The 5,655-nt window shown below is 45.0% G+C and carries 7 protein-coding genes; 3 read left to right on the forward strand and 4 right to left on the reverse strand.

The genetic code is table 11. The features are described from left to right. From A3735_RS16610 to A3735_RS16620, 3 genes are all read right to left on the reverse strand, one after another. Positions 1–632 (reverse strand): MFS transporter (locus A3735_RS16610; RefSeq protein ID WP_156499723.1); only part of this gene is annotated, 632 nt, incomplete at its 3' end. A gap of 157 nt (positions 633–789) precedes the next feature. Next, positions 790–1,656: an RNA pseudouridine synthase gene (locus A3735_RS16615; protein ID WP_197470093.1), complete on the reverse strand. Its 867-nt coding sequence runs from the start codon at positions 1,654–1,656 to the stop codon at positions 790–792. 29 nt (positions 1,657–1,685) lie between these two features. After that, entirely contained in the window at positions 1,686–2,372 is a 687-nt protein-coding gene (locus A3735_RS16620) for a tRNA-uridine aminocarboxypropyltransferase (RefSeq protein WP_068509490.1), read from the reverse strand. 435 nt (positions 2,373–2,807) lie between these two features. Here A3735_RS16620 and A3735_RS16625 point away from each other — a divergent pair, with 435 nt between their 5' ends. Next, complete coding sequence (locus A3735_RS16625) at positions 2,808–3,242, forward strand: group II truncated hemoglobin (RefSeq protein WP_068509492.1); 435 nt, start codon at positions 2,808–2,810, stop codon at positions 3,240–3,242. Then, the gene (locus A3735_RS16630; RefSeq protein WP_068509494.1) at positions 3,239–3,562 is read left to right on the forward strand and encodes a hypothetical protein; all 324 of its coding nucleotides are present in this window, start codon (positions 3,239–3,241) and stop codon (positions 3,560–3,562) included. Before A3735_RS16625 ends, A3735_RS16630 begins: the two co-directional genes overlap by 4 nt. Positions 3,563–3,570: 8 nt before the next feature. Here A3735_RS16630 and A3735_RS16635 read toward each other — a convergent pair whose 3' ends face one another. Further along, the gene (locus A3735_RS16635; RefSeq protein ID WP_068638309.1) at positions 3,571–5,367 is read right to left on the reverse strand and encodes a patatin-like phospholipase family protein; all 1,797 of its coding nucleotides are present in this window, start codon (positions 5,365–5,367) and stop codon (positions 3,571–3,573) included. Positions 5,368–5,413: 46 nt separating this feature from the next. On the opposite strand from A3735_RS16635, the gene A3735_RS16640 reads away from it, so the two are divergent. Continuing rightward, the coding region (locus A3735_RS16640; protein ID WP_369820534.1) for a hypothetical protein at positions 5,414–5,655 on the forward strand (242 nt) is incomplete at its 3' end.

A 5,655-nucleotide genomic window follows, 5' to 3' on the forward strand; every position in this document is an offset into this window, starting at 1 on the left:
TGATCCGAAGATTCTGGTTCAGCAGGAACATAGCCCTCAGGCGGATTCTTAAGAAAACGGGATAGAATGCTTAAGGCAATAAAGAATGCAGCGCCAAAAAACATCATGGTGCTTTGCAAACCCCACTCACCAACAAGGTAAGAAGCCAAGGGGGCAATATAGACAGGTGCCAAGCCAAAGCCTGCAACGACCAAACCCGCAATAAGTCCGGTCTGCCCGCCGGGGAACCACTTCAGTGCAGGTGGCGTAGCCGAAGCATAACCAAAACCGATACCTGCACCGGTGAGCACACCAAAACCAAGCACCCAAGCTGTATAACTCGTGCTTTGCGAAATCACCAGCAAACCTGCACCCACTAACACGCCACCAATCAGTGCCGTTACCCTGGGCCCTAATAAGTCCTGGCACTTACCCGCCAGAATCATCGTAAAGGCAAACACTAAACAGCAGATGGCATAAGGATCGCCAACCGAAGCTCTGTCCCAATTAAATCCACCGGCACCGCCCGCTTCAATTGATTCAACAATCTTGGATTGATAAATGCTCCAGGTATAAAGCACCCCTAGAGCCAGGTTGATCCCTGTACCCGCGATGGCTACCTTCCACCCCGGATTCTTTAGTATTTCAGACATATCCCTTCCTTATCTCTACGAACATGAAGACCGCCTTTAGGAGGCGAGTGAGATTTTTTTATTGAGTGCTCAATATAGTCTGAGTACGGCAGAAGAAAATGACGGGAGTCAACAGGTGCGTAGATTAGGCTTAGTTTTTGAAAAATTGGAATAGTGCCTAGAGACAAAGATGATCTTGCTCAGCGACTTTGAAACTCTGTTTACAATGTTCAAACGGGCAGTCAAAACTCAGTGATACCGACTGCAATTGCAGATCCCTAACACCCTCAGCTTCCGTGTCACATGATTTACCATATAGCCGGTCGCCAACAATCGGGTAGCCTAAGGAGGAGATGTGTTGGCGAATTTGGTGCTTGCGGCCCGTTAGTAATCTAACGTCAAGTAGGGAATACTCGCCCTTACCTTCAACATAAGAAAACATACTACATGCGGCTTTACCCTCCACAGGGCTATTTACTTCATAGTCTTGCGGGAAGATAGAAAAATCACCGTGCACAATTGCCTGGTAGCGTTTATCAACCCTCCCCTGACTAAACATCTCACTAAAGCATTGCGCAGCTTTTTTACTATGACATAAAACCATTAAACCCGTGGTTGCTCTGTCCAACCGATGGACTAGAAAGACAGGTCGTTCATGGGTATTGCTAAGCTTAGCAAGGTTTACTTCTACCCAACGATTAATACTGGCAAAGTCTCCCCATCGGCTTCCCTGGCAGTTCAGGCCATAGGGTTTGAACCAAATACTGTAATCATAAGCATCATGGATCAACTTTGGTTCAGGGATAGCTTGCCTGAGAACTTCAGCGTTATAATTAAGTTCAAGCTCATCACCAGCCTTTAGCGCCTTACTAGCTCGCCTTAAACGCTGCTTCCCCTTCCCTCGATGCAACCATACAGCGCCTTTTTGCATGGCGTCTTTTATCTTGGCTTGCGAGAGATTCGTATGACTGGCGAGTATCTGGCTTGCCTTAATGTGGCAATTACTTTCATCGAGCGTTAGTTTGAATTCGACTATTTCTGTCACATTATTAACCTTAGATTAAAGACACAATATTAGCGTTTAAGAATGATATTCGCCTTACCCGCCAAATAACGCTCTCGAAAGAGTTTAAAGTATTTATCCAAGCTTTGCGCAGCTTCATGCTCACCCGCCAACTTCAGTACTTCAACACCCACTTCGGCCGTACATAACTGATGATCCTGTGATGCTTCGCGCAGCTGATAATTTGACACCTTTTCAGGGCTAATCCCCAACACAGGAAAAGGCCGAAGATAAGCACTACGAAACATTTTTTTAGCCTCTCGCCAAGTTCCATCTAAGATAATAAATAAAGGCCTCTTGCCATGCACTTGACTCTCTATTTCAACCGGGTTTCGAATACACTGATCAGCTTCTGCATACTCATGAGGAAAGACCACGATAGGAAAGTAATCTGGATTCTCCAATAGATCGCGCAAAGCAGCCTCCTGCTCGGTACGTTGCCACTGGAAAGCATAATTGTCAGGGATAAGATCTGCGATGATGCGTCCGGTATTACTGGGCTTAAATACTTCCCCCTGATAGAGAATAAAACAAAATGCACAAGCAGCCTCAACAACGGGTCGCTCTGCACAGATGCAATGATGCTCAACTAATAGGCATGACGGGCACCTTTCTAACTTGCTACCACGAGCAGAAAAAGGCCGATGTATCTTTTTACTCTGCTCATCTCGTAATTTTGAGACTGCATTAAGGTGCATAACTCTCCGACTTCTTTGCAATTTTAAGGATTCTAATGACTGAATTGTAAACCATAATAAAACACGCACTTAGGCGTTTTACAGGCTGGTCTGCTTAGTTTAACTTTAATGGCATCTTAATTACTTAATAATTCAAACCTTTTTATTAAACGAATCCGCCCTTCCAGATAAGCCAATCACGATTTAGTATCACTCAATTTGACTTCAAGATTTTTCACGTCATTATTAAGCACATGACAAGCTCAGAAACTAAACGCCCTTATCAAATCTCCAATCGTGCTGAATCAACTGCTCAAACTATTTGTGGCCGCGACTGAATTATACCTCTGGAAGTGATGAGGCATGGTTTAAATCAGGGCACTGAACAAACTGACAAAACATTGCTTAAGCTAGTAAAGGCTTGGTAAGTGTGAGAAAACAAAGTTAGATAACTTAATGAATATTAGCGATAAACAGTATGGCCAAGGTGACTCGACCTTTGTTGCCGCAGGCGGTGAACCGGGACTGACACGTTTAGTTGATACGTTCTATTTAATGATGGATACCCTACCCGAAGCACAAGTCATTCGGAAAATGCACCCTGAAGATTTGACTCTATCCCGACAGAAGCTCACCTACTTCCTGGCCGGGTGGATGGGTGGACCGCGTTTGTATATGCAACACTTTGGATCGATTAGCATCCCTAAAGTACATAGCCACCTCACCATAGATAGTGAAGAAAGAGACGCCTGGATGCTATGTATGGAGAAAGCTCTCGACACTCTCGAATACCCAGAGTCTTTCAAAAGCTATTTATTAGAACAGCTATTTAGACCTGCAGAGATGATTCATCAAACCAGCCACAGCAAACATGACGAGGAGCCTTCGTGAGCACAACCCCCTTATCCATTCTCTCCGACCTGGCCACCGACACTCACGTAAAAATCCAGCAAGAGCACGCCAACATTAATCCGGTTGTCGGTGTCAGCAAAAATATGCGAGCTAACGGGATTCCGGCCGACGTCATGACAATTGATTGTCTGAAAAGTGGTAAACGAATCATCTTGATTCTGCATGATGAACAGCCCGAACAGCTTATGTATCAGTTCGCTTACCGAGATAAGGACCCTGATGATGCATTTCAGCAAATCAAGCTGGCAGATATAAGCGTCGACCTACTCTATACCTGGATAGTGGAATACTTCTCTTAGCGGCAAACTTACAGCTCGTAACCCAGGTAAAAGTATACCGAGCTGGCACCATGATCATTGGCACCGTAGCCCAAAGCAACTGGGCCCATTATGGTGTCGGTGCCTAGATAGATACTACCACCATAAATAAGCTCTTCGAGGTCGACTTTCTCATCCTGTCTCCACACATTCCCAGCTTCTGCGCTAAGTCCTACGTATAAGGGCAAACCTGTTTTTCTAATAAAGCCTCCACGTAAGTCGTATTGATAAATCAATGCCATAAAGGCCTTATGCGGCCCGCTCAGGTCTCGCTCGTTAAAACCGGACAGGTTTAAAAAACCACCTAAAGAAGCATTGTTAACACTGTGTTCGCCATCATCTACGAACATCTTATTAAAAGCAGCCTTGCCTACAAAGGCATGGCTATCAATACTAATCGCGCCCTTCCACTCAAAGCCAAGCTGAGTAGACTGGACGCCGAAATCACTTTGCCCTCCATCTTGAAGCGTTACATTATCAGCATCTTCTTCTTTATGAATAAGGGAAAGCTCAATTCGATTTCCTTCTGTTGGAAAGCTGGCACTATTTAAGCTGTCATAACCCAGTTTAAGATAAGCTCCATACGTGTCATAGTTTATCTTTTTGGAGAGTAAATAGTCATTATCCAAACTCCCCACTTCAGCCAAACCGCCCACTTCAAGTATTCCATTCCTGGAAAAGTTAAACCCCAAACCCGCCCGAAGCTGATGAATATTCTGCTCGACAGTTAAGGGAAGAACATTGAGGTCAAGTAGACGCCAGTCAACAGACTCGAAGGCATAGCGACCTAAAGTATAAAAAGTACGGGATTTTGTTAGTGGCCAATATAACTCCGTATTTAACTCAGGATCACTTCCCAGCTCTAGTTGCGAACGCCACTCTCCACCATTAACGCTTAGGTTAGTCGCGGTATAAGCCAAATCAAGATCCGTCTTTGACTGATCGGTAAAATTGGTTTCCCAGCCCAAGCCAAACTCAAGGAAGTTCGGCCCCCAATCTTTTCCTTCGGCAGTAACTATGACACTGTGCTGATCGTTCTCGGGGATTATTCTGGCATCAACTCGCTGAAACTCATCAAGGGAATATACTCGACTTAATGCCTGGTTAAGTTGACTCGGACTTAACTTCTCACCCGCTTTTAAATCCAGGTTTTCTGAAATAATACTTTGATGAGCATTGGAGTGGTTATCTATTCTAATCTGTTTAAATGCTTCTTTTTGCACACGCACCAAACGGTTTTTCACCCTCTCTTTTGCCAACAGGTAAGACTGATACTCTGCCTCCGAAAGTGACAAAGCCTGCAATGACAACAAATGATATTCAGCCGCTTCAAGACCTTCTTGTATTCCCAAGTGAAAGGTTGACCAATCAGTCGTACTCAAATTATCAATATCAGGCTTTATTAGAATATCTTCAGCCGCCAGGTGTGCCTTTTGTTTTTCAGTCGAGGCCACGGTGAGAAAGTTAGAGAGCTGCCCCAAGATAGAAAAAGTATCAGTCAAGGATTCAGGCTTAGCTAACTCATCCCCGATATCTACTGCGATAACGATATCCGCCCCCATTTGTTTCACGACATCTATTGGAACGTTATTTACCAAACCACCATCAACTAACAACTGCCCGTCCCAGTTTACAGGTGCCAACACACCAGGCACATTGGCCGAGGCTCTCATAGCACTAAGTAGGTCTCCGTGATCTAGTGTAACTTGCTCGTTGCGGCTCAGGTCGGTCGCAATTGCTCGATAAGGTATCGACAGCTGATCAAAGCTCGATAGCACCGGCACCATACCAAAGGTCTCACGTAATAGCTGCGCGGCAGAGATTGAGAAGAAGATGATGGCTACTACGTGGGAGGAAGGTTACTCAGACTCGATTCCTCGTCAAGATTTACCTTATCGCTTAAAGCAAAGAGACCAATTTAATGTACCCTTGGATATAGGGCTGCGTGATTACCAAATTACCTCGCCAAGTGGTTTGTTGTATGGTCAGCGTGCCGCGCAGCTATTACGTGAGACCTTTGGTATGGTGCCGGTGCTATCGAGCTTTGATCAGCTGTCGATACCTTATCGAGCAAT

The organism is Oleiphilus sp. HI0061, assembly GCF_001635675.1.